This window comes from Nocardia sp. NPDC102475, from assembly GCF_055584605.1.
This window is the reverse complement of sequence record NZ_JBVJLS010000006.1, coordinates 353,501-375,379: the sequence shown is the minus strand read 5'-3', so window position 1 is coordinate 375,379 and position 21,879 is coordinate 353,501. Positions and strand designations below refer to the sequence as shown.

General features: G+C 64.8%; 23 protein-coding genes. 9 read left to right on the top strand and 14 right to left on the bottom strand.

Annotation, left to right across the window (positions count from 1 at the left end; translation table 11 throughout):
- Positions 1–99: 99 nt before the first annotated feature.
- The 4 genes from ACZ60G_RS14400 to ACZ60G_RS14385 all read right to left on the bottom strand — a co-directional run bounded on the left by ACZ60G_RS14400 (position 100) and on the right by ACZ60G_RS14385 (position 5,707).
- Positions 100–681, bottom strand: a complete 582-nt coding sequence (locus ACZ60G_RS14400) for a Uma2 family endonuclease (RefSeq protein WP_465810501.1) — start codon at positions 679–681, stop codon at positions 100–102.
- A 78-nt stretch (positions 682–759) separates the two neighbouring features.
- Positions 760–1,767, bottom strand: coding sequence for a 3-isopropylmalate dehydrogenase (locus tag ACZ60G_RS14395; RefSeq protein WP_465810499.1), 1,008 nt, complete (start codon positions 1,765–1,767; stop codon positions 760–762).
- A gap of 170 nt (positions 1,768–1,937) precedes the next feature.
- Positions 1,938–3,536, bottom strand: coding sequence for a phosphoglycerate dehydrogenase (gene serA / locus ACZ60G_RS14390; protein WP_465810497.1), 1,599 nt, complete (start codon positions 3,534–3,536; stop codon positions 1,938–1,940).
- 662 nt (positions 3,537–4,198) lie between these two features.
- On the bottom strand, positions 4,199–5,707 hold the full coding sequence (locus tag ACZ60G_RS14385; RefSeq protein ID WP_465810570.1) for a hypothetical protein: 1,509 nt from the start codon (positions 5,705–5,707) through the stop codon (positions 4,199–4,201).
- A gap of 87 nt (positions 5,708–5,794) precedes the next feature.
- Between ACZ60G_RS14385 and ACZ60G_RS14380 the strand changes: the two genes are divergently transcribed.
- On the top strand, positions 5,795–6,169 hold the full coding sequence (locus ACZ60G_RS14380) for a DNA polymerase beta superfamily protein (RefSeq protein ID WP_465810495.1): 375 nt from the start codon (positions 5,795–5,797) through the stop codon (positions 6,167–6,169).
- 11 nt (positions 6,170–6,180) lie between these two features.
- On the opposite strand, the gene ACZ60G_RS14375 is transcribed toward ACZ60G_RS14380, so the two are convergent.
- Positions 6,181–6,669, bottom strand: coding sequence for a winged helix-turn-helix transcriptional regulator (locus ACZ60G_RS14375; protein ID WP_465810493.1), 489 nt, complete (start codon positions 6,667–6,669; stop codon positions 6,181–6,183).
- 105 nt (positions 6,670–6,774) lie between these two features.
- On the opposite strand from ACZ60G_RS14375, the gene ACZ60G_RS14370 reads away from it, so the two are divergent.
- Positions 6,775–7,476, top strand: coding sequence for a dihydrofolate reductase family protein (locus tag ACZ60G_RS14370; protein ID WP_465810491.1), 702 nt, complete (start codon positions 6,775–6,777; stop codon positions 7,474–7,476).
- Between the two features lie 11 nt (positions 7,477–7,487).
- Here ACZ60G_RS14370 and ACZ60G_RS14365 read toward each other — a convergent pair whose 3' ends face one another.
- The 6 genes from ACZ60G_RS14365 to ACZ60G_RS14340 all read right to left on the bottom strand — a co-directional run bounded on the left by ACZ60G_RS14365 (position 7,488) and on the right by ACZ60G_RS14340 (position 13,753).
- Positions 7,488–7,691 (bottom strand): cold-shock protein, encoded by a 204-nt coding sequence (locus ACZ60G_RS14365; protein WP_040693519.1) that lies wholly within the window; start codon positions 7,689–7,691, stop codon positions 7,488–7,490.
- Positions 7,692–8,116: 425 nt separating this feature from the next.
- Complete coding sequence (gene iolD, locus ACZ60G_RS14360) at positions 8,117–9,973, bottom strand: 3D-(3,5/4)-trihydroxycyclohexane-1,2-dione acylhydrolase (decyclizing) (protein WP_465810488.1); 1,857 nt, start codon at positions 9,971–9,973, stop codon at positions 8,117–8,119.
- Positions 9,970–10,755: an ATP-binding cassette domain-containing protein gene (locus tag ACZ60G_RS14355; RefSeq protein WP_465810486.1), complete on the bottom strand. Its 786-nt coding sequence runs from the start codon at positions 10,753–10,755 to the stop codon at positions 9,970–9,972. The genes iolD and ACZ60G_RS14355 overlap by 4 nt, the downstream gene beginning before the upstream one ends.
- The gene (locus ACZ60G_RS14350; RefSeq protein WP_465810484.1) at positions 10,752–11,804 is read right to left on the bottom strand and encodes an ABC transporter permease; all 1,053 of its coding nucleotides are present in this window, start codon (positions 11,802–11,804) and stop codon (positions 10,752–10,754) included. Before ACZ60G_RS14350 ends, ACZ60G_RS14355 begins: the two co-directional genes overlap by 4 nt.
- Before the next feature lie 13 nt (positions 11,805–11,817).
- On the bottom strand, positions 11,818–12,825 hold the full coding sequence (locus ACZ60G_RS14345) for a sugar ABC transporter substrate-binding protein (protein WP_465810482.1): 1,008 nt from the start codon (positions 12,823–12,825) through the stop codon (positions 11,818–11,820).
- A 10-nt stretch (positions 12,826–12,835) separates the two neighbouring features.
- Complete coding sequence (locus ACZ60G_RS14340; protein ID WP_465810480.1) at positions 12,836–13,753, bottom strand: TIM barrel protein; 918 nt, start codon at positions 13,751–13,753, stop codon at positions 12,836–12,838.
- A 261-nt stretch (positions 13,754–14,014) separates the two neighbouring features.
- Here ACZ60G_RS14340 and ACZ60G_RS14335 point away from each other — a divergent pair, with 261 nt between their 5' ends.
- Both ACZ60G_RS14335 and ACZ60G_RS14330 read left to right on the top strand, forming a co-directional pair.
- The gene (locus ACZ60G_RS14335) at positions 14,015–15,019 is read left to right on the top strand and encodes a LacI family DNA-binding transcriptional regulator (protein WP_465810478.1); all 1,005 of its coding nucleotides are present in this window, start codon (positions 14,015–14,017) and stop codon (positions 15,017–15,019) included.
- A 27-nt stretch (positions 15,020–15,046) separates the two neighbouring features.
- On the top strand, positions 15,047–16,060 hold the full coding sequence (locus tag ACZ60G_RS14330; RefSeq protein ID WP_465810476.1) for a Gfo/Idh/MocA family protein: 1,014 nt from the start codon (positions 15,047–15,049) through the stop codon (positions 16,058–16,060).
- A gap of 281 nt (positions 16,061–16,341) precedes the next feature.
- Here the strand turns inward: ACZ60G_RS14330 and ACZ60G_RS14325 are convergent, their stop codons facing one another.
- On the bottom strand, positions 16,342–16,764 hold the full coding sequence (locus tag ACZ60G_RS14325) for a hypothetical protein (RefSeq protein ID WP_465810474.1): 423 nt from the start codon (positions 16,762–16,764) through the stop codon (positions 16,342–16,344).
- A 103-nt stretch (positions 16,765–16,867) separates the two neighbouring features.
- On the opposite strand from ACZ60G_RS14325, the gene ACZ60G_RS14320 reads away from it, so the two are divergent.
- Positions 16,868–17,158: a hypothetical protein gene (locus ACZ60G_RS14320; RefSeq protein WP_465810472.1), complete on the top strand. Its 291-nt coding sequence runs from the start codon at positions 16,868–16,870 to the stop codon at positions 17,156–17,158.
- Positions 17,159–17,200: 42 nt separating this feature from the next.
- On the opposite strand, the gene ACZ60G_RS14315 is transcribed toward ACZ60G_RS14320, so the two are convergent.
- Positions 17,201–18,553, bottom strand: a complete 1,353-nt coding sequence (locus ACZ60G_RS14315) for a hypothetical protein (RefSeq protein ID WP_465810470.1) — start codon at positions 18,551–18,553, stop codon at positions 17,201–17,203.
- Positions 18,554–18,934: 381 nt separating this feature from the next.
- Here ACZ60G_RS14315 and ACZ60G_RS14310 point away from each other — a divergent pair, with 381 nt between their 5' ends.
- From ACZ60G_RS14310 to ACZ60G_RS14300, 3 genes are all read left to right on the top strand, one after another.
- Entirely contained in the window at positions 18,935–19,249 is a 315-nt protein-coding gene (locus ACZ60G_RS14310; protein WP_465810468.1) for a hypothetical protein, read from the top strand.
- Between the two features lie 5 nt (positions 19,250–19,254).
- On the top strand, positions 19,255–19,497 hold the full coding sequence (locus ACZ60G_RS14305) for a hypothetical protein (RefSeq protein ID WP_465810466.1): 243 nt from the start codon (positions 19,255–19,257) through the stop codon (positions 19,495–19,497).
- A 73-nt stretch (positions 19,498–19,570) separates the two neighbouring features.
- Complete coding sequence (locus tag ACZ60G_RS14300; protein WP_387289296.1) at positions 19,571–20,425, top strand: HNH endonuclease; 855 nt, start codon at positions 19,571–19,573, stop codon at positions 20,423–20,425.
- A gap of 158 nt (positions 20,426–20,583) precedes the next feature.
- Here the strand turns inward: ACZ60G_RS14300 and ACZ60G_RS14295 are convergent, their stop codons facing one another.
- Positions 20,584–21,045 (bottom strand): nitroreductase/quinone reductase family protein, encoded by a 462-nt coding sequence (locus ACZ60G_RS14295; RefSeq protein WP_465810463.1) that lies wholly within the window; start codon positions 21,043–21,045, stop codon positions 20,584–20,586.
- Between the two features lie 102 nt (positions 21,046–21,147).
- Here ACZ60G_RS14295 and ACZ60G_RS14290 point away from each other — a divergent pair, with 102 nt between their 5' ends.
- A complete protein-coding gene (locus tag ACZ60G_RS14290) occupies positions 21,148–21,777 on the top strand; it encodes a TetR/AcrR family transcriptional regulator (RefSeq protein ID WP_465810461.1) in 630 nt (209 codons plus the stop codon).
- Positions 21,778–21,879 lie beyond the last annotated feature (102 nt).

Here is a 21,879-nt window from a genome sequence, read left to right as displayed (position 1 = left end):
GCTTCACCGAATTCCCTTACAACAAAGGAGATAACCGTGTCCCAAGACCCGATGGCAGGGCCACGGCGGTCGGCAGCGCGCTGACCGAGCGCGAACAGGTCAGATCACGATCAAGGCGGCCGGATCGAAACTCACCCGAAACGGTGGATCGGCTCGGATCGCCGCGGTGAACACGGCGCCTGCCGTCACCGTTGGACGGGCGCGAAAGGCGCCGTCCGCGAGCAGCATTCGGTGGATACGGACCTCTGGATGGTGCTCGACTATCCAGTACTGCGGAATCTCGATGGCCGCGTACTCGCGAACCTTCCTGACCCGATCGGTGCGTTCGCTGCCGTCGCCCGGCGCAACGATCTCCACGGCGAGCAGCACCTCCGTACCGGAGAGCAGCCTGGGCGTTTCGGCGATAATCGCCGCCCGCGCAACATCTCTCGGGACCACCACGATATCGGGCTTGCGAATGCCGCTGGGCGTGTTGACTTCCCAACCACCACCGATACATACGTGCACGGCGGCCCCACCGGCCGCGATATCGATGAGGCGCCCGAGCCGCTGCACCACGAAATCGTGACGCGCACCGCCCGCGACCGCGATCAACCAGCCGTCCTCGAGCTCGAAACCCTTACCGCCGTCCGGTAAACGGTGCAAATCCACATCGGTATACGGTCCCCGGCGCTCGCTCATCGGACTCCCTCGCGCTCCTGCGAAGCCGAAAGGCCCGCACTCGAACTCGCTCGAGCGCGGGCCGTCGGGCAGAACAGGTCAGACCGCCGCGGCGATCCGATCTCCGATCTCGACGGTCGAGGCCGCGCCGCCACGCGACACGAGATCCTTGGCGACCGCCGCTTCGATGCGGGCGGCGCCTTCGGTGTTTCCAAGGTGGTTGAGCAGCAATGACACCGACAGAATCGCGGCGGTCGGATCGGCCTTGGACTGCCCCGCGATATCGGGGGCACTGCCGTGCACCGGCTCGAACATGCTCGGGTTGGTTCCGGAGGCGTCGATATTGCCGCTGGCCGCCAGGCCGATTCCGCCGCTGACCGCGGCCGCGAGGTCGGTGATGATGTCGCCGAAAAGGTTGTCGGTGACGATCACATCGAAGCGGCCCGGGTCATTGACCATGTGGATGGTGGCGGCATCGATGTGCTGGTAGGCGGTCTGCACCTCCGGGAACTCCGCCGCGACCTCGTTGACCGTGCGCTGCCACAGCGAACCGGCGAAGGTCAGCACATTGTTCTTGTGCACCAGCGTCAGATGCTTGCGCCGGGCCTGCGCCTTGGCGAAGGCGTAGCGGACGACGCGCTCGATGCCGAAGCGGGTATTGGTGCTGACCTCGGTGGCGACCTCGTGCGGGGTCTCCACCCGGATCGCGCCGCCGGTGCCGGTGTAGGGGCCCTCGGTGCCCTCGCGCACGACCACGAAGTCGATATCCGGATTGCCCGCGAGCGGACTCGTCACACCCGGGTACAGCTTCGACGGACGCAGGTTGACGTGATGATCCAGCGCGAACCGAGTGCGCAGCAGCAGTCCGCGCTCGAGCACACCGCTGGGCACCGACGGATCGCCGATCGCGCCGAGCAGGATCGCATCGTGCTGCTTCAGCTCCGGCAGCACCGAATCCGGCAGGATCTCTCCGGTCGCATGGTAGCGCCGCGCGCCGAGGTCGTATTCGGTCTTCTCGACGCCCGGCTGCACCACGTCGAGCACCTTGAGCGCCTCCGCGATGACCTCGGGGCCGATCCCATCACCAGCGATAACAGCAAGCTTCATAACAACAAGGCTCCGTTCAGTATTGCCGAGCGCCACCGTACTTCGTCCCGCACCGCACGCCGCTGTCGGGCAGGCAGCGCAGCCCGGTGGTCACCGTGCGCGGCATGACAGGTCATGCCCGGCACAGTGACGGCGCCGCGCACGGTCGACGTGCGCGGCGCCGGTAGTGGTCAGAACAGGTCGACCAGGACGATCTTGGCCGCACCGACGGATTCGGCGATCGCGGCCTGGACGTCGGCGGGGACTTCGCGGGCCACACGTAGAACCACGGTCGCACCCTCCTTGTCGACATCCTGGCTCAGCTGTGCGGCGAGGATGTCGATCTCCGCCTCACCGAGCTTGGTGCCGATCTTGCCGAGCGCGCCCGGCCTGTCGTCGTAGTTCAGCACGGCCAGGTTCAGGCCTTCGGCGCGCATGTCGTAGTTGCGGCCGTTGATGTTGACGATCTTCTGCACCTGCTGCGGCTCGGTCAGCGTGCCCGCCACATTCAGCGTGCTGCCGTCGCCGAAGACCGCGCGCAGATCGACGACGCTGCGGTGGCTCGGGCTCTCCGAAACCTTGGTGACCTCGGCGGTAATGCCGCGGTCCTTGGCCAGCGCGGGGGCGTTGACGAAGGTGACCTGGTCCTCGACCAGCGCGGAGAAGATGCCGCGCAGCGCCGAAAGCTCCAGCACCGCAACATCTTGCGCGGCCAGCTCGCCCCGCACCTGCACCTCGACGCTGACCGGCAGCTCGTTGGACACCGCACCGAGCAGGTGGCCCTGCTTGCGCACGATCTCCAGCCACGGCGCGACCTCGTCGCCGACGGTGCCACCGGTGACGTTCACCGCACCAGGCACGAATTCACCGGCCAGGGCCAGCAGTACGGACTTGGCGACATCGGTGCCCGCGCGGTCCTGCGCCTCGGCGGTGGAAGCACCCAGGTGCGGGGTCACCACGACCTGCGGCAGGTCGAACAGCGGGCTGTCGGTGCACGGCTCGGTGTCGAATACGTCCAGACCGGCGGCACGCACGTGACCCGACTTGATGGCGTCGGCGAGCGCCTGCTCGTCGACCAGCCCACCGCGGGCGGCGTTGACGATGATGACGCCCGGCTTGGTCTTGGCGATGGCTTCCTTGCCGATGATGCCCTTGGTCTCGGGGGTCTTCGGCAGGTGCACCGAGATCAGGTCGGCGCGCTCGAGCAGCTCGTCCAGGGGCAGCAGTTCGATGCCGAGCTGGGCGGCGCGGGCCGGGGAGACGTAGGGGTCGTAGGCGATCACCTTGGTCTCGAAGGCGGCGAGACGCGCGGCGAACAGCTGGCCGATTCGACCGAGGCCGACCACACCGACGGTCTTGTCGAAGATCTCGACACCGTTGAACTTGCTACGCGCCCAGGTGCGCTCGCGCAGGGTGGCATCGGCGGCCGGGATCTGGCGGGCCGCGGCCAGCAGCAGCGTGACGGCGTGCTCGGCGGCGGTGTGGATGTTGGAGGTGGGCGCGTTGACCACCATGACGCCGCGCTCGGTGGCCGCGGGCACATCGACATTGTCGAGGCCGACGCCGGCGCGGGCGACGATCTTCAGGTTCTTCCCGGCGTCGAGCACCTCGGCGTCGACGGTGGTCGCCGAGCGGACGAGCAGGGCGTCCGCCTCGGGCACCGCGGCCAGCAGCGCGGGACGGTCGGGGCCGTCGACCCAGCGGACCTCGACACCGTCACCGAGCGCGTCGACGGTCGACTGGGCGAGCTTGTCGGCGATCAGAACAACAGGGCGGCCTGCTTGGCTCACTGTGGGGCACTCCTGGGAGGAAAGGGGGTCGGCAATTACCGCGCACCAGCTTAGTTGGCCGGAATCCGTCGCGGCCTACCCCCCGGTAGGCGGGTGCCTCAACATGAAGGAAGGCCCCGCACCATCGGTGCGAGGCCTTCCCTCGTCGTACGCCGTCACAGCGGCGTCCACGCGGTCGAAGCGATCGACCGAGACAGCGCTATCAGCCGCCGAACGAACCCGTCCACAGGGTGTTGAAAATACCGTGCAGAGCAGCACTACCGGTGGAGAACAGGCCGTCCAGAGCCGCGGAACCGGTGTCGATGATAACGGGGATCATGAAATTTCCTCTTCGTCGAAAACAAATCCAGTCGAACTGGCTGACACATGGCACATCGGGGCGTGCACAAATACGGTTACGAAATTCCAGCGGATTGTGACGCAGACTACGTATCGCATTTCATTGTGATCTGGACAACTGACCAATACATCTCTGATCAGGACATATGTGCATGAACGCAGGTCGGGAGCACCTTTTCGAGCTGTAATTAGCGCCGCAAAGGAAGCTTTCTGAGAGATCTCTGAGAAAATAAGCGACATCACCCGAGATCTATCCGAGATAGGCCAGGCAGAACCCCGGCAACTTTCGGACACAGCAGACCGCACTGCCGCGATATCGCGAGTCAGCGGTATTGGTCGGCGCGATACATCAGATACGGGCGCGCCAAGATCAGTGCGACAGCAAGCATGGCGCTACCGAAATACACCGGGAGCAGATGTACGAACGCGGTGTAGTGGATGAAGAAGTGGATGACCAGCGCACTGGCCGAACCGGCGACGGCCGCACCGAGCAGCGTCCACCACACCCATGCCTCGCCCTGTCGCCAACCCCACAGTCCGAGCAGCACGATCGCCACCGCCGTCGCCATCAGCGCGCCGCCGAAGCCGGCCCGGTCGTGAGCGATGAACGGCAGCAGGTGCGCGTTGGCGTCTTCCAGCGTGGCCGCATCGGTGTGCATGAACTCGAGATCCGTCGGCACGAATACGAAGGTGAGTCCGACGGTCGAGATGACGACGCCGCCGATGAATACGCCCACCCCGGTCGCGACCAGCAGCAGCTGGCCTACGAGCGCGCGCCGCCTGATCCACTCGGGGCACTCCCGCGGCACCGTCCAATACGGCGTGGTCGGCTTGCGCCACACCGCGAGCAGGAACATCGGGAACAGCACCGCGGCCGCGGTGACGTGCAGTGGCTCGACGAAGCCGATCACCAGGAAGTAGAACAGCGTCGGAAATCCGATCAGGCCGGAGAGCAGATACGCGTTGCGGGCCCAGACGCGGCCCAGACGAATGCCGCCCCAGGCCAAGCCGGTGTACAGCGCCCCGATCGCGATCATATTGCCCGCCATGGTGATTCGATCGTGCTGTAGGAAATGCACTAGGTGGTGGTTGATTTCGTGCAGTCCGTCCGCGTCCGTGCCGAGGTAGTCGCGGTCGTACCAGAGCAGTACAGGCCCCAAAGTGATTGCCGCCGCCCCGATTCCGGCGACGATCATGCCGATGCCGACCAGCAGGCCCCAGCACCACGCGGGCCAGCGGCGTGGGTCCAGCGAAACGTCGCGCAGGGTCGGCGGCGGCGGTGCGGTCGGTTGCGCGGCCTCGATGACGCGGTTGAACCAGCCGGGTCCGGCAGCGATCAGCACCGCGGGGGTCGCGAGCACGGTGGCGGCGGAGTCGGCCAGGGCCGTCACCGCGGCGGCGATATCGGGTTCGGTCAGGTAGCGCCGGTCGGCGGGTTCGCCGACGATCACCTGATCGACGTGCGGCTCCAGTTCCGTGCCCACCTCGGGGTCGTCGACCAGCGCGATGACCGGGCACCGGCGATCCAGGGCGGCGGCACGCACTGCCGCGATATCGTCCCGGCCCACCGGCCCGACCTCGACGATTGCGGCGCCCTGCACCGGCAGCACCCGGATCGCATGCCACGCGACCTCGAGCGGAACCCGCGCACCGAATCGCTCGGCCCATTCGGCGGGCAACCGCGGGTGGTCGAAAATGCGCTCGATCGCCCGCCCGCCGCCCGGCAGCGCGATCAAACCCGATAGCAACCGCAATGCCAATAGTTGCGCGCGACGCTCCCCGACCAGGGCATTCGCCATCGGGCGCAACGGGTGATAAGTCCAATCCGGCACGACGCTCATCGTCACACACCCTCAGTCGCCGCGGCAGTGCGAAAACGGCTGGTCCGCTTGATCGGGGCCGAACTACGATCACCGACCATGTCCCTGCGCGCGATTCCGACTTCGATGGACCCGATGGTGGTCGGGTCGATCGATGCCGAAATCGATCGGATCGAGCACGCGCATCGGGTGTCGGTGCCGCTGGCCATCGAAAGCGGTAGCCGGGCTTGGGGATTCCCGTCGCCCGATTCCGATTACGACTGCCGGTTCGCCGAGCTGACCGAGCTGAAGTCGCGCACCCGTGAGATGGGTAGCGGCGCAGTGCCGGTCCCGATCGCGGAGTTCATCGCTGCCGAATTCGACCGTGCGACAGCTGCTTTCCCGAAGACGCGCGACCGGGACATGGATCGGGCTCGCGCGGTGACCGCCGACTTCTTCCGCAAGGAAGTCCTGGCCGCTGCAGAAGGGCTGTAGCTAGCTCTGCATCACTCGGCGACGGCGGCGTATGCGCGCGCCAACCGGTCGGTGGCGGTCGGGGCATCCGGATCGGGACGCGGAATACCGAGGTGCGACTCGCGCAGTTCGTCCATGAACTCGGCCCAGAGCTGTGGGCCGCCCTCCTCGAGGAGTTCGGCGCGTACGCGCAGGCGTTTCGTCGTCGGGCGATGCCGGAGCCCCCATGCGCCCAACTGCGCCATGATCGGCACCAGTTGGATCGCGGGCTCGGTGAGCCGGTACTCGGCCTTCTGACCGGGACGGGTGTCCTCACGACTGAGCAGTCCGGCGGCGACGAGGCGCTTGAGCCGGTCGGACAGGATATTGGACGCGATCCCCTCCTCCGATCCGGCCAGCAGCTCGCGGAAGTGGCGGCGATTGCCGAACATCACGTCGCGCAGCACCAGCAGCGTCCACCGATCGCCGATCACCTCGATGGTCGCGTTGATCGGGCAGCCCGAACGTCCCTCGTCGCGCATGCGGCGCTCCTTCCGTCGAATTTACTGCTTGCATTCTACAACCAGTTGCACTTAGGCTGTCCACAAGCGATTGCAAAATGCAATCAGATCGGAAAAGAGAGAATCATGGCCAAGTTGCGCGTACACAACATCGCGATATCGCTCGACGGCTACATCGCCGGACCGAATCAGGGACCCGAGAATCCGCTCGGCGAGGGCGGGCTGCGGCTGCACGACTGGGTGTGGGCCACGCGCTACGCACACCAGATGGACGGCGCGGACACCGGCGAGACCGGCGTGGACAACGATTTCATGGTCGCGGGCGATGCCGGTATCGGCGCAACCATCATGGGGCGCAACATGTTCGGCCCGATCCGCGGCCCGTGGGCCGACCACGAATGGCAGGGTTGGTGGGGCGACAACCCGCCCTACCACCACGACACCTTCGTGATGACCCATCACACGCGACCATCGCTGCCGATGACGGGTGGCACGACGTTCCATTTCGTGAACGAAACGCCGGAAGAGGTTCTGCGCCAAGCATTCAAGGCCGCCGACGGTCAGGATGTGCGGCTCGCGGGCGGCTCATCGGCGATCCGGCAGTTCCTGCGCGCCGGTCTGGTGGACGAGATGCATCTCGCGGTAGTCCCGCTTCTGCTCGGCGCGGGCGAGCGGCTCTACGACGATCTCGGCACCCTGCCGGGCTACCAGATCAGCTCGGTGCTGCAATCCCCCCGCGGTCACCCATGTCACCTTCACCAAGACCGCCTGAATATCCCCCGAAAACGACGAGAGGCCCGCACCCCCTGCCGGGTGCGAGCCTCCTAAGTCACGCTTGATCAGATAGCGCGGACGTCCTGGGCCTGCGGGCCCTTCTGGCCCTGGCCGATCTCGAACTCCACGCGCTGGCCCTCTTCGAGGGACCGGAAACCCGAGCCGGAAACGGCCGAGTAATGCACGAAGACGTCAGGGCCGCCTCCGTCTTGAGCGATAAAGCCGAAGCCCTTCTCGCTGTTGAACCACTTCACACTGCCTTGAGCCATGTTCTTTACTTCTTACTTCCTGTTGATGAGCCGAGCAGATCACTTCGATGAGCCCGATCTCTCGATCAACAATGCCATCATCCGACGAATTCGGCCACATCCAGCAGCGGTAACTGTGAGCAAGCCGACGTTCGCGCGGCGCTGCGGCGGCGGACGCAACACCGGTTGCGAAGGGCTGGCTATCCTGAGCATAAAGCGTTCGCGGCGCATAGATCGGCCGGTCAGCGCACACTTTCGGCTACCCGCGCGGACACTGCCGGAATCCCAGCAACCACACCGGACACAGACGCCGGACCGAAGCTAAGAATTCGTAAAGAAAATACGCGACTTCGGCCTTGGATGTGCACTAAGTGGTCGGTTTTCAGTTATGCGACCGTGACCAAATGTGCCACGAGATCGTCATATAGCGCGAATTCGACGCCTGACTACTCCGCTGATTCGGCTCTGTTCAGGTAACGCACCTGCGCCGCCTTGGCCTCGTCGTACGCCGCGCGGCCCGCTAAGTGCTCCGGCACACCGACCTCCCACCACGCACCCGCATCGGTCCAGGCGGAAGGCTGGGTGCGCACGACCACGACGGCCGGGCGGGACTCGCTCAGTGCCGCTGTCCTGGCCCGCACGTATGCGCCGCGGAACTCGGTCAGGTCCGTCGCGGTGAATACCGCGCAGCCCAATGATCTTGCGTGGCTTGCGAAGTCGACGCGGGGCGGTTGTGGGTGGTTGGTGCGGCAGTCGGCGTAGAAGTTGTTGAAGGGGTCACCGCCCTGCCCCTCCTGGAGCCGGGCGATCACCGCGTAGCCGTCGTTATCGCAGACGACCGCGACGAACCGGTGGCCCGCGAAGGCCGCGGAGAACAGTTCGGAATTGAGCATCAGATAGGAGCCGTCGCCGAGCATGGTGGTGACCAGGCCGTGCACATGCGCCATGGCCGCACCCCAGGCGCCCGCGAGTTCATAACCCATGCAGGAGAATCCGTACTCGACATCCATGGTCGGCACGGTGCCGGTGGCCCGCCAACCGCCGATCAGCTCGCCGGGCATACCGCCCGCAGCGGTCATGACGTAGTCGTCCGGTGCGCTCAATTCGTTGACGACGCCAACGATTTGGGCGTAACTCGGGGTACCCGGGGTCGGCGCGCGCAGCTTGTCGATGTGGGCGTCCCAAGTGGTGCGCAGCCCTTCCGCACGGTCGGACCATGCGGCATCCACCTGCCAATTGACCAGGAGCGCAGCCAATTCCGACACCGACGCGGCGGCGTCACCCACGACCGCGAGCGCGCCGTGCTTCACCGCGTCGAACCGCGCCGTGTTGATGGTGATCAACCGGACGTCGGGCGCGAAGACGGTCCAGGACGCTGTGGTGAAGTCCTGCAATCGGGTGCCGATGGCCAACACTAGATCCGCCTGTGCGGCAAGGGCATTGGCGGATGCGGAGCCGGTCACACCGAGCGGACCGGCATACAATTCGTGGTCGTGCGGTACGAGGGTGCGGCCAGCCGTGGTTTCTGTAATGGGAATCTCGTGCCGCTCCGCGAATTCCAGTATCAGCCGGCCCGCACCCGAATAACGCACACCGCCGCCGAGGACCAGCAGCGGACGTCGGGCCGATCGCAGTGCCCGTGCCGCCTCGGCCACCACTCGCGAGTCGGGGCGCGAACGCGTGATTCGGTGCACGACCGGCTCGAATAGAGCATCCGGGAAGTCGTAGATCTCGGCTTGGACGTCCTGTGGCAGCGCCAGTGTCACCGGGCCCACATCGGCCGCATCGGTCAGTACCCGGGCCGCCTGGGGCAGGGTTGCGATGAGTTGTTCCGGGCGGGTGATGCGGTCGAAGTAGCGGCTCACGGCGCGGAATGCATCGTTGACGGTAATGGTCGGGTCGCCGAAGTGTTCGACCTGTTGCAGCACCGGATCCGGTGCGCGGCTGCTGAACGTGTCGCCCGGAAGCAGCAGCAGCGGAAGACGATTCGCATGGGCGACGCCGGCGGCGGTTACCAAATTCAGCGCGCCGGGACCGATCGAGGACGTCGCGATTCCGACCTGACGCCGATGGGTCGCCTTGGCCAGGCCGATGGCCGCCAGCGCCATGCCCTGTTCGGTATGCCCACGCCAGACCGGGATTTCATCGCGACGCTCGGACAGTGCGGTGCCGAGGCCGAGCACATTACCGTGCCCGAATATCGCGAAAGCGGCCGGGAACAGCGGTACTTCGCGACCGTCGAAGGTCTCCGAATGCTGGGCGACCAGCCAGCCGACCAGGGCCTGCGCCGTTGTCAGCTTCACGGCGTCACCACGCGCTGCAATTCGTGCTGCAGCGCGTCCAATTCGGCGCCACCGGCCATTTGCCGGGTCAGCTCCGGCAGGTCGATCTCCGACTTCTCGTACGAGCCGAGCATCGCGCCGCGTTTGAGCAGCAGGAAGCGGTCGCCGACCGGATAGGCGTGATGCGGGTTGTGGGTGATCAGAATGACTCCGAGCCCACGATCCCGCGCCTGCACGACGTATTTCAGTACGACACCGGCCTGTTTCACGCCGAGCGCTGCGGTCGGTTCGTCGAGGATGAGCACCCTGGCCCCGTAGTGCACCGCCCTGGCGATCGCGATGCACTGGCGTTGTCCGCCCGACAGCGTGCCGACCGGCTGTTCCAAATCGTGGATCTCGATCCCCATGTCCGCCAACGCCTCTCGTGCGATATCGCGTCCCTTGCGACGGTCCAGCAGCCGCAACGGACCGTATTCGATCGTCGGTTCGGAGCCGAGTACGAAGTTGCGCCAGACACTCATCAGCGGCACCACCGCGAGATCCTGGTAGACGGTGGCGATGCCGTGGTCCAAAGCCGCACGGGGCGAGGACAATCGAGTCGGCTGGCCGTCCAGTTTCAGTTCCCCGCGATCGTGCTGATGCACGCCGGCGAGAATCTTGATCAGTGTCGACTTGCCCGCACCGTTGTCGCCGAGGATGCAGGTGACCTGTCCCGCATTGACCACGGTCGAGACGTCGCGCAGTGCGACCACACCGCCGTAGCTCTTGCCGATATCGATCGCTTCGATCAATGGTGTCGTCATCGGCGTACCCTTTCGGCTCGCTTCTTGAATATGTTGTTGACCAACACCGCGGCCAGCAGGAGCACGCCGAGGAACAGCATGAACCAGTCGCTGTCCCATCCGGCGAAGACGATGCCCTGCCGCGCCATGCCGAAGATCAGCGCACCGATCGCGGCGCCGATCGCCGAACCGAATCCACCGGTCAGCAGGCAACCGCCGACCACGGCCGCGATGATGTAGTGCAGTTCCAGCCCAACGCCCTGATTCGCCTGCACGCTGGAGAACCGGAGAATGCTGCAGGATCCGACGACCCACCCGGCGAAGGCGGTGGTCATGAAGAGCAGGATCTTCGTCCGATCGGCCGGGACGCCGACAGCCCGCGCGCTCGGCAGCGCACCGCCCACCGCGAAGATCCAGTTGCCGAACTTGGTGCGCACCAGGACAAGTGCGGCGATCGCGGTGAGCACCACCCACCATATGACCGATGCCTGCAGGTGCGTATCGCCGATATCGAGTGTCGAGGCGAAGACCCAACCGGCCGAGTTGTAGCCGTCGGCGCCGCGAATACCCGACACCTGAACGGTTCCGGTGATCAGGCGGGTGACGCCGAGGTTGAGGCCTTGCAGTGCAAGGAAAGTGCCGAGGGTGACGATGAAACTCGGCAACCCCGTTCGCATCACGAGCCAGCCGTTGAACGCACCGACCGTGAGTGCGAACAGCAGCGAAACCAAGAGCGCGAGCCAGACGTTCCAACCCGCGTGCACCGCGAGCAAGGCGGTGACCAGTGCGGTGGAAGCGGTCATGACACCGGCGGACAGGTCGAATTCGCCGCCGATCATCAGTAGCGCCACCGCGACCGCCATGATGCCGAGCGTGGACGAATCGTCCAGCCAGGTCGCGATGCCGAGCGGGCTGAGGAAGCGGTCGGTAATGATCGAGAAGAATACGAAGACGAGTGCGGCACCCAGCAGTGCGCCGATCTCCGGTCGCACCACCATCCGCTGGAAGAGCGACGGACCGTCCGGCGGAGTGCTCGGAGTGACCTCGGAAGTTTTTGTGGCAATAGTCATTTCATCCACTCCCTCAGCGCATGCCCAGTGCCACACGGGCCGCCACGGCCTCGACATTGTTCTTGTCGACGAAGGCGGGACCCGTCTGCACCGGTGCGCCACCACCGACCGAGTTCAGATTCGTCCGATACAGCTGCAGCAGGACAATCGGCAGATAGCCCTGCTCGTACTGCTGCTGGTCCACGGCGAACAGCAGCTTGCCCGCCCGAATCGCCTCGACCACATCGGAATTCAGGTCGAAGGTCGCGACCGTCGCGGACGATTGCGATTCCTTCACCCCGTCCACCGCGCGGGCGGCGACCTGTGAATTCAGCGTCAGCACCGCGTCGATGGACCTATCCGCCTCCAACGCGCCCTTGATGCGGGACTGGGCGTCGGTGGGATTGTTGATATCCACCTGCAATGTGGTGCCGCTGCCGAAGGCCTTGGTCGCGCCGTCACAGCGCTGATTGGCACCGATATTGCCCGCCTCGTGGATCACGCACAGCAGCTTCTTGCGGCCGGCGTCGGCGAGGCGCTTACCCGCGGACTGTCCGGCCAACGTTTCGCTTTGTCCCACATGGCCGACCGCACCGAACTTGGCGCTCTCGCTCTCACCCGAGTTGATGGTCACCACCGGAATGCCTGCCGCCACTGCCTTTTCGATCGAGGGCCGCAATGCCTCCGGATTCGCCATTGATACGACGAGACCGTCCACGCCCTGCGCGACAGCGTTGTCGATGAGTTTGGCCTGCTGGCCGGGATCGCCCGAGGAGTTGTATTCGACGCGGACGCCGAGGTCCTTGCCCGCTGCCTCCGCGCCGTTCTTGACGACGTTCCAGAAGGCGTCGCCCGGGCTGCCGTGCGTCACCACGGCGACGGAGCCCAATTTGCCATGGGTGACCGGGGATTGGGTCGGTGCCGGGACATCCGCACCCGGACCGGTGCACGCGGCGAGGAGGGTGGCCGCGGCCAGCCACGGCAGCACGCGGCGGGATCGCCGCCACCATGCCGTGCGTATTTCGAGCGACATCGTTGTCATCACTTCCCATCTAGATTCGGGCCCAAGGGGATCGGGGTGAGCCCAGCGCGGCACCTATGCCCGCAAGGTGGATCAGACTGCGTGCGGCGTCGCGGCTCGGCTGTTCTGCCGAATCGTCGGGGCGCAATGCCGTGTCCTGTTCGATGACATACCAGCCGCGGTAACCTGCGGCGTGCACGCTGCGCACCAGGGCCTCGATGTCGATATCGCCCTCGCCGAGCGGAACATAGATGCCGCGGCGGACGGCATCGCTGTATTCCATTGCGCCGCTGCGCACTCGGTCGGCGATGGCTTTGCGTACATCCTTGAGATGGATATGTCCGATGCGTTCCGGACAGCGCTGTGCGAGGCGCACCGGATCGGTGCCGCCGATGAGCAGGTGGCCGGTATCCAGGCAGAGGTCGAGATCGGAATCGGCGAGGAACCTGTCGACTTCGGCTTCGCTCTCGACGTAGGTGCCGACGTGGGGATGCAGAGTGGTGCGCAGTCCGAATTCGGCAGCGACATCCCGGATGGCGGCGGCGGTTTCGATCAGGGTCCGCCACTCTTCGTCGGAAAGCGCTGGGCGCGTGTCGTATCCGTCGAGGCCCGTCGCGGCCGCGAGGACGATCACCTCCGCGCCCGTCGCGGCGAACAGCGCGGCGTTCTCGCGAGCGGTCTCGATTGTCCGCTCCGGATCGCGGTGCAGCGGGAGGGCCAGGAAGCCACCGACCGCGGTGATGTCGAAATCATCTAGCAGCGAGCGCAATTCGGCTGGATTCCGCGGTAGGTAGCCGGGTGGGCCCAGTTCCGTCGCGGAGATGCCGAGCGCTGCCATCTCGGCGAGGACGGTTCGCGCGTCGAGCACATGACCCCAGCCGGGGACTTCGCAGACTCCCCAGGAGATCGGCGCGGCCGCGATGCGCAGCGGATAGCGGGGTTGGGTCATCCGGGCTCTCCGACCTTCGGTGTCGATCGACGTATGGCGCTATTGGAGCGCTCCAACTATGTAACGTAGGTCATACTGTGTCAAGTACTGCACCGGTCGCTGTTTTATCGCTGCTACCTGCGAAAATTGGCGCTTCCAGCGGAAATACCCGGCGCTCGCGGTGGGAAAAATGTCGGATTAGAGCGCTCTATTGATTAGGCCTGGTCGACCTTGTAACGTCCGACACTGCAGGAGCACGGTGAGATGCTGAACGGAGGCGATATGGCTCGACCGACCATGGAGGATGTCGCCGCGCGCGCCGGGGTATCCCGCGCATTGGTCTCCCTCGTCATGCGCAACTCCCCCAAGGTCAGCGACCATCGACGCCGCGCGGTACTGGCGGCCGCGAAGGATCTCGGCTATCAGCCGCACATCATGGCTCGGTCGCTGGCCAGCCGAACCTCCAACATCATCGGCGTCATGGTCTCCGACCTGCGCAATGCGTTCTTCGCCGATGTGGTGGAGGGTATGGACGCGGCCGCCCAGGACGCGGGCGTGGAGTTGATCCTCAATACCGGACGCCGCAGTGCCGCCCGGGAGCGCACCGCTCTGGAGAGCCTGCTGTCCTTCCGCCCCGGCGGCATCATCCTGCTCTCACCCGTACTGCCGGTGGCGGCCATCCGCGACGCCGCCGAGAAGTGCCCGATCGTGCTCATTTCGCGCAGCTCTACCATTGCCGACATCGATACCGTCAATGACGACGGCGAGCTCGGCGCCGCACTCGCCGTGGATCATCTGGTCTCGCTCGGCCACCGCCGGATCGTGCATCTCGACGGCGGAGGTGCCTTCACCTCGGCGTCGCGCCGTCGCGGCTACCGCGCTGCAATGGCTCGAAATGGGTTGGAGCCCATGATCATTGCCAGCGAGCACACCGACTCCGGGGGTATCGCCGCAGTCCAGAAGCTGCTGAACCTGTTCTCCCGCGACAACTTTCCCACCGCACTGGTGTGCGGCAACGACTTCAACGCCGTCGGTGCGATGTCAGCACTGGAAGAGGCCGAACTCTCGGTGCCGCGAGATGTTTCGGTAGTCGGCTACGACAACACCTCACTGGCCGCGCTCCGACATATCTCCTTGACCACCATCGATCAACCGCGCATTCAGATGGGCCGCTTGGCAATCGAAGCGCTCGTCGAACGACTGCACGACGGTCGCACCGAACCGGTGCGCCGCCGTCTGGAACCCGCCCTGGTTGTGCGCTCGACGACCGCGGCACCACGCGACTGAACCGCTATTTCACCCGAAGGAGAGCCGATGACATCTGCACTCACCATGGGCCTGGCCGGTGTCGGCCGTATCGGCACCTCCCATGCCGAAACGCTGAAACACCTGCCCGGTGTCGACACCGTCATCGTCGCGGATGCCGACGCCGAACGCGCCTATGCCGCCGCCACCAAACTCGGCGTCCAAGCCGTCCCCGACATCGACGCACTCTTCGCCGCCCAACTCGACGGCCTGATCATCGCCACCGCCACCGACTCCCACCCCGAACTCATCACCCGCGCCGTCGACGCGGGCATCCCCGTCTTCTGCGAAAAGCCGGTAGCCGCCGACATCCAAGGCACCCTCGACGTCATCACCCACCTCGAAAACTCCACCGTCCCAGTCCAAATCGGCTTCCAACGCCGCTTCGACGCCGGCTACCGCGCCGCCCGAGCCGCCATCGCCTCCGGTTCACTCGGCTGGCTACACACCTTGCGCGCCACCACCCTCGACCCCGCTCCCCCACCGGCCGAATATATTGGACGTTCCGGCGGGTTGTTCCGCGACTGCGGGGTTCACGATTTCGACATAATCCGCTGGGTTACGGGGCGCGAGGTGGTCGAGGTCTATGCGACCGGCGCCAACCGCGGCGAGGAATTTTTCACCGCCGCGGGCGATGTGGACACCGCCGCGGTCTTACTGCGCTTGGACGACGACACATTGGCAACCGTCTCCCTCAGCCGCTACAACGGCGCAGGCTACGACGTCCGCCTCGAAGCGCTCGGCTCCCTCGGAAATGCCGTCGTCGGGTTGGACGATCGGGCACCGTTGACTTCCGTCGAATCCGACTACGCCCCTTCAGGTCTCCCCGCCTACCCCGGATTCATGGAGCGGTTCCGTCGGGCGTATACCGATGAACTCGCGGCGTTCCTGTCGGTCGTATCTGGCGAACTCGCCAGCCCTTGCACACCCGCCGACGCACTCGAAGCGTTCTATATCGCTGAGGCATGCGAACTTTCGCGACACGAAAATCAGCGAGTTACCGTGGACGAAGTACGCCGCTGACAGGTACACGCCGTCTGGGTCGCACTGGGGCTTCCACCCCAACTGAACCGACAATCACCGGAATCCCTGGCGGCATCGCCCGAGCAGGACCCGCCACCAGTTCCGGTGACGTTGATCCGGCGAGGTTCTCGCGCGGGCAACCTCACCGAGCGGCGCTGCAGTAATATCGTCCTCGGCTCAGCTCGCGTGCAATTCGGTGCTCCAGCGGCCGCCGTCGCGCGGCAGCGAATGGCCGGACACACCACTCGGTTAGTACGTGAAATGGAAACTGGCCAAACGCATTACACAAACCGCGCGGTAGACGACTCCAGCGTCGATCCGGCACCCCACACCGCAACCACCTGATTCGAATCCTCGTACAGGATCTCCCCCAGCGCACCGGAATCCAACCGCACCCACCTCACGCCATGCGCGTCAAGGATCGCGAGGTACCCCTCCACCCGCGCGATCATCCCCACGGCCGCCGCCTTGAACCACGACGCCGCTCCTGGATGAACCGCACGGTCGTAAATCCCAGGATCCACCTCACTCGGGTCAACAAGATTCGCGTTGTACCAATCATTGTTGACCCGCCGAAACCACTCCTGCTCCCCCGTCAACACCCCCGCCCGCGCCAATCCATTGACCAGCCCGAACACCCCCGGATGCCGTCCATGCCGGTTCGCATCCGCAGCTTCGAACCGCACAAACCGACGCCCGCTCACGAACCTGTTGTACGGCAAAAGATGTCAGACCCTGCTGCAACACTTCTTGTAGTCAGCGCGACCACTGACTGACCTCTAGAAGCCGACATCCTCGGGGGATCTCATGCCGTTCGCCGCACTCACCACCATCTCGATCCTCTGCATCACAGCCGCAGTCACCGCCCTGACCGCATCCGTAGCCACCGACTCCCTCGCAACCAAAGCCACCCAAGCCTCCAAGTCCTGCTTCATCGGCGACAACCTCCCCACCGACGCCTACTTCACCACCCGCTCCCGCTCCACCCGCCTCTCCCAAATCTCCACCCGCCTAATGACTTCCGCCGTCCTGCTCCTGCTACTGGGAGTAGCCACCCTCGGGCTGGCCGCCTGGCAGCACAAACACACCATCATCTAGTGACCCGCTGCGAGCTCTTGGTCGCACTCCTGACGATTCAGGTCACGCCACCAGCAGCGTCCGAGCGCGCTCGTTGAAGTCCGCGACCAAAGGGTGCGGCCCGAACGACCTCATGCGTCGTTGAACGTCGCGGACCGCTTCCACCGAACGAGACGACTTCACCTTGCGGGAGAGATCAACCGTCCGCACACCTGCCGCGTAGGCGGCATCAAGGTCGCGCTTCTGAATGTGCGTCACCGCCAACGCGGCATGAGACAACGCACCTCGCCGCGCACGATTCTGCGTGCGGGCGTATGCGATCGACCGTCGGGCGTGCGGTGCAGCGTCCTCAGGTTGTCCGAGGTCTCGGAAGGCGTTGGCCCACTCACCGCAGATGTACGCCTCATCGATGAACTTCGCCCATTCCGGCTCATGATCGGGTTCCACCCGAGCGAACGCGTCCTCGGCGGCATTGACCGCCTGCGCCGTCCCGACCTTGTCGCCCAGGACTGCCAGGGAGCGAGCTTCAAGCGTCCATAGGTCCGCGAGACACGCCGGAGAGTTCACCTTCGAAAGCCCTTGGCGGCCCGCCTGGGCCAGTCGACGGCCTTCCTTGGGGTAGCCGAGCAGGGTCGCTTGATCGGCCATTCCGGCAAGTACGTGGGCGCCGAGCGCTGGGTCGCGCGATTCCTCGGCCAGGCGCAGTGCCTGGATCAAGTACCGCTGCGCAGTCCCGTGCTCGCCATTGTCGAACGCCATCCACCCGAGCAGATAGGTCTGTTCGGCAGCCGCTCCGCACAGTGCCAGTCGAACCTCGTCGGTGAATGTCCGGCGAAGCAGCGGGTAGACATGCTCGTCCATGTACGCAGCCAGCACCAACCGACCCGAGCCGCCGCCCTGGAAGATGTCCATTTCCTGGAAGGTGGCGAACATGTTCTTCACCGCGGTGACGTCTTCGAGTCGAACCCGCTGCCGTTCGTCAGGCAACTGGTCAAGGGTGTTGAGCAGCCAGTCACGGGATGGTCCGATCGCCGCGACTACCGCAAACGGCGCGGTGACAAGCAACTTTCGCCGGTCCACGTCTGCCCTCCCAAGATCTGCGACAGCTTCTACCGTCTCCGCCAACGATGGGCTATAGGTGAGGGCACGGTCAACAGACAGTGCGTCACCCAGACCGAGGTCATAGGTCGTCACGCGGAATCCGAACCGCGCGGAGAACAGATCTGCGAGCATCGCCGGAACCGGGCGGCGCGGGGCTTCCCCGTCGTCTGTCCACCGCCGCACGCTCGAGGCGTCCGGCCTGACATGAGGTTCGTTCCACTCGATCGCGAGGGAGCGCACGCGGCGCGCCAACTCTTTGTTGCTCCACCCGGAACGGGTGAGCCACTGCGAGAGCTGCGTGTTCGGAGCCTTCATCACATCACCCATTTGGTCAGCGATGGTGGGCGTTCCACCACCCTTCAACACCTCCGACGACCTTACTACCAGCGCCGACAGAGTGTGTGCTGGTAGTACGCCCGAAGAGCACACTCTCTTCCCTCATCAGGAGTTGTTTCAGGGCACCGGGCGCACCCAAAACCGTCGAGGTCCTGGAGGTCTGCACATGCCGAGCCGAGAGCTTCCGAAACGCAATCCGTTCGTCGGGCCGCCAGCCGTATACAGCGGAGCACCGGCCGACATGGTCGAGCGGTTCGCGGCCGCAATCCGCTCATGGGCAGACCATCCCATTCCCACAGAATCGTCTCGGTGCCGGGGTGTCGAGGCCCCCGGCACCGGGCGCACCGACGGTGGGGCGGCGTGATGCGCCGAGATGCGTTGCGGACCACGCAAACCCAGGACGACCGGAAGGTCGCGGTGTGGCAACTGGTCGGGCGTTCTGCGCACATCTTGCGCGTGCAGTTCCCGTATAAGTCGTTCACCGCCTTTCGTTTGCCGTCGCGCACACAGCTTCCGGAAGCGCAACTCGGAACGATCATTTTCGACACGTACCCCGATCTGGCCGACGCTCGGCAGATGCTTCCTGAGCACGACGACCTCTGGGACGCGCTTCGTAATGACTATTGGGTCGCTCTGCTGTCCGCGACGGACCTCCCAAAGCCAATGGGGTCGTAGCTCAGATGCGCGAGATCCAGCCCAAGAAGAACGAAATCGCGCCATCGGTCAAGGCGCTGCTCGCTGCATTCAACGAAGACACCCCCGAGAAGCTGGAACTGGCTCCTTCCCATAGCCATCCGACGTTGCAGCGATCAGACGGTTCGTGGTGCGAGGTCGACGAGGACGGCTGGCCTGCGTACTGCGAAGACATGGACCAGGACGACGAGTCAGTATCCAGTCACTCGACTGAACTCGGGCTCGACTGAACGATCAACGCCGATCGAGTGAACATGGCACACTCCACTCGTGGAGAGTGGGGCGGAGCTAGCGTTGCGTCAGATGCTGTTCGAGCACCTGACGCAGGAGGTCGAGAAGAAGGGCACCTTGACCCGTGCCGAACTTACGGAGTTTCGCGTCAAGGGCGAGGTTTACAAGCTGGTTGATCGAAACAAGGGCATATGGAATCCGAAGAACCTGCTGGCCACTTTGTCCATTATGTCCAAACCTGACAGCCAGTATGCCGACGAGAAAGTCGGCGAATCGCTCTACGCCTATGCATACCGGGAAGGGAACGTCAACGGCGACAACACGAAGTTGCGGCGCGCCTACGAGTTGGGACTACCCATCATCCTTCTTCAATGGATCCGTGAAGGCGTCTACGTCCCGGTATGCCCGGTGTACGTCCTCGCAGACGACATGGAGAATCAGCGATTCCTCTTGGCGCTGGATGACAGCCTGCGTTCCGTAGCCGATCCACTCAACCTGAAACCCATTGAGCGCGCATATGCCCAGCGGGTGACCAATCAGCGACTACACCAACCAGAATTCAGAGGCAGGATCCTGCTTGCATATGACAGGCGATGCGCGATATGCGCCGTAGGCCACGGGCAGTTGCTCGATGCCGCCCATATCATTGGCGACGCGAAAGAGCATGGTTCCGCCGATGTCATAAATGGGTTGTGCCTCTGCAAGATCCACCACGCGGCGTACGACGCGAATCTGCTTGGGGTAGCCCCCGATTACCGTATTCATATCGGCCCGAAGCTGATGAGAGACCGGAGCAACGGGCCGATGCTCCAGCACGGATTCCAACAGATGAATGGAAAGCCACTGACCAGGCCGCACCGGCGCAGCGACTGGCCCTCGCCCGAACTGCTTGAGGAGAGGTTCAGCGAGTTCCAAGCCGCAGGTTGAAATCAACTTGCACCGTTGGAATCAGGATGAACTGCGACCTCCGACTGCTGGGAGCATCTGATTTCAGACAGTCCCGACCTGGCCATCGGTCGACACGAAGACTATGGATTCGGACTAGTTGGCCGAATAGTTGGGGCGATGCCGAAGATCATGGCCGGTCACAGGGGATGGAGGCGGACTATGGCGGTGCCGCGGGATAGGGCCGTGCGGAGGGTGGGGAGGTTTACGGTGCCGTCGGGGTTTAGGTGGATTTTGGCGAAGCGGCCGTGGGTTGGGTTTTGGGTGAGGATTTCGCGGTAGAGGGTGGCGGCTCGGGGTTCGTCGGTTATGACTTCATGGGTGGCTTGGATGTGGTTGCCGCGCAGGAGAATTCGGACAGGAACGCCCGGAATCAGGTTGTGGCGCCAATTGGCGGCGGTGCCGATGAGGAGGTGGGCTTCGTGTTGGGCGTAGCCGACTGGGTTGGCGTATTCGCGACCGGTTTTGCGGCCGGAGACGGTGATGATGAGGAGCCGTTTGCTGAGTAGGGGGTGTAGTGGGGAGCGGAGGATGAAGCGGACGATGACGTCGCCGGTGCGTTGGATTCGGGATTGGGTGGTGGTGGTTTTGGTGCTGGTCATGGGGGTGGCTCCGCTTTTCGGATAATTACTGAGTAGATACTCAGAAAATACGCCCGGGTGGGGCATACTGCAAGGGCTGATCGGTGTGAAGAGGAGGTTGCGGTGGCGAAAGCTGCGGATGGTGCGCGGGCGACGCGCGGGCAGCGGGGGCGGCCTTCGACGGGGGTGCGGGAGTCGATTGTGGGTGCGGCGCAGGAGATTTTGGTGGAGGCAGGAGTGGCTCGGTTGTCCACGAAGGAGGTTGCGAAGCGGGCGGGGGTGGCCGAGTCGAGCATTTTTTATCACTTCGGCGATCGAATGGGGCTGTTGCAGGCGGTGATTCAGCGGCATTTGCGGCCGGTGAAGGATGTACTCGGAGAGGTCGAGGAGGAGCCGGGGTTGCGGGCGGGGCTGGTGGCGCTTGTCGAGGCGTTGGAGGAGTTCTTCGTGGATGCGATTCCGGTGATGGCGGCGGTGCAGTCGGATGTGGAGTTACGCGCGAAGTTCGCGGAGCGCAGTCGGGAGTTGGATATCGGGCCGCATCGTGCGGTCGACGCGGTTGTTGCGCAGCTGTCGATGCGGCGCGCCGACCAGCGGGATCCCGGCACGGTGGATCTGCGAGCCGCCGCCTTGCTGCTGGTCGGCGCGGCGCACCAACGAGCACTACAGCGTCAACTGAGCCCGCCCGACGTGATCGCGGCGCTGCCGACGACAGAGTCCATTGTCGATACGGTTATGCCGATTCTCGGCTGACACCGCCGGGAACGGTCGGGCAAGCGGTTACGGCATACCCTCCGTCGCCACGGTCATGTCCGCTCTCGGAGCGGTCAAGCTGGCCAGTAGCCGAGCGATCAC